We start from the raw sequence: 2,386 nt of genomic DNA, 5'->3' as shown, positions 1-2,386 counted from the left end.
GGGCTCAGATTGGCATGGGTGACCGCCACCCCCTTGGGCGTACCAGTAGTGCCCGAGGTGTAAATCAGATAAGCGATCCCCCCGCCAGCAGGAACCGGCAACGGGCTACTCGATTGACTGCCAATACGCGGATCATCAACATCAATCACCACCACACCGCACTCATCCAGCCGCCCGGCCAGATCAGCGGTACTGATCACCACCTTGGGCCCCGCATCAGCGAGCACGAACGCGATCCGCGCCTCGGGATGGGCCGGATCGATCGGCACATAAGCCGCCCCCGCCTTGAGCACCCCCACAATCGCCACGACCGCCTCAGCCGACCGCTCCACCAACAGGGCCACGCAATCCCCCGCGCCCACACCTTCGGCAGTCAACAAGTGCGCCAACCGATTTGCAGCCTCATCAAGCTCGTGATACGTCCACGAACGCTGCCCGCCACACAACGCCACCGCATCCGGAACCCGCCGCACCCACACGTCGAACAACTCCAGAATCGACACCGGCGCCGCAGACCGCCCCAACACCACCCGATTACCGACCTCATCGAGTCGGGCATGCTCGAACTCGTCAAGCAAATCCACCGACGACAACGACCGCCCCGGATCAGCAGCCATCACCACCAACACCCGCCGCAACCGCTCCACCACAGCCTCGACACTGGCCGCATCAAACACATCAGTGCGAAACTCCACCGCTCCGCCGATCCCGGCGGGCTCACCAGCTTCGGTCCACCGTTCGGCCAATGAGAAGGCCAGATCCCAGCGGGCGCTCTGGGTGTGCACCGGCATCGACGTGACCTGCAAATCACCCAAAGTCAGTCCGGCGGTGGGATCCTCATGCTGCCAGTTCTGCCAGGCCACCGCCACCTGAAACAGGGGGTGGTGGGTGAGGCTTCGGGTGGGGTTGAGCCGCTCCACCAGTACCTCGAAGGGCACGTCCTGGTGCTCGTAGGCGGCGAGGCTGCGCTGACGCACCTGGTCCAGCAGTTCAGCGACAGTGGGATCCCCAGCGAACTCGACCCGTAACACCAAGGTGTTGACGAAGAATCCCACCAACTCGTCGAGCGCGGGATCACCGCGTCCGGCGATGGCGAAGCCCACCGCCACGTCGCGGCTCGCACTGAGCTTGGCCAGCAGCAGCGCCAATCCGGCCTGGACCACCATGAAGCTGGTCGCGTTGTGTGCACGGGCCACCCGGGCCACGGTCTGCTGCAATTCGGCCGGCCAATCCACGGCGACACTTGCGCCGCGGTGATCGGCCACCGCCGGGTAGGGCCGATCGGTGGGCAATTCCAGCCGCTCCGGCAGCCCGGCCAGCGCCTGCTCCCAGTAAGTCAACTGCGCGGTGATGGGGCTGTCGCTGTCCGCCAGATCGCCCAGAAATTCGCGCTGCCACAACGTGTAATCGACGTACTGCACCGGTAGCGGCGGCCATTCGGGAGCCTGGCCGGCACACCGGCTGGCATAGGCCACTCGTAGATCAGCTACCAACGGCGTCGTCGACCATCCGTCGGCGGCGATATGGTGCATGACGGTCACCAGCACGTGTTCGTCGTCAGTGCCCTGGAAAAGGGTTGCGCGCAGCGGGATTTCGGTGGTCAGGTCGAAGGTGTGGCGTACCGTCGCGCCGATGGCTTCCTCGAGTTGGGCCGCCGACCAGCCGCTGGCCTCAATGACATTCCAACGGCAATCAGCCCGCTCGGGCGGCACGACCAGCTGCTGGGGCACTCCCTCGGGCGCGACGAACAGCGTGCGCAGGCTCTCGTGGCGGGCGACCACGTCGGCCAGCGCTGCGCCCAACGCCTCGACGTCGAGCCGCCCACTCAACCGCAACGCCGCCGCCAAGTTGTACACCGGCGACGGACCCTGCAGCTGGTCGAGGAACCATAACCTCTGCTGCGCAAATGACAACGGCACCACGGCCGGTCGCTCCACCGGCCGCAACGGCGGCAGCTGGTGCGAACCCGTACCGATCCGCGGCGCCAACTGGCCAACTGTGGGTGTTTCGAACACCGCGCGTACCGACAGCCCGGCATTCAACGAGGCGTTGGTCGCGGCGATCAGGCGCATCGCCGAGATGCTGTCGCCGCCGAGGTCGAAGAAGGAGTCGTCGACTCCGACGCGTGGTAGGCCGAGTACTTGGGCGTAGATGCCGGCCAGGATGTCTTCGATTGCGCTGGCGGGGGCGCGATATGCGCCGGCGGCGTATTCGGGTGCGGGCAGGGCGCGGGTGTCGAGTTTGCCGTTGGGGGTCAGCGGCAGCGCGTCGAGTAGCACCACCGTGGCCGGGACCAGATAGTCGGGCAACCGATCCAACAGCTGGGCGCGAATATCGCCCGGGTCTGCGCTGCCGGTGATGTAGCCGACCAGACGCTTGTCACCGG

At 66.2% G+C, this 2,386-nt stretch carries 1 protein-coding gene; it reads right to left on the bottom strand.

Features of this window, described 5'->3' with window-relative positions:
* A partial coding sequence (locus AU187_RS16410) for a condensation domain-containing protein (RefSeq protein WP_156442365.1) occupies window positions 1–2,386 on the bottom strand: 2,386 nt, incomplete at both ends.

The organism is Mycobacterium sp. IS-1556, assembly GCF_001499985.1.
GTDB lineage: Bacteria > Actinomycetota > Actinomycetes > Mycobacteriales > Mycobacteriaceae > Mycobacterium.
This window is presented reverse-complemented; position numbering and strand designations above follow the sequence as displayed.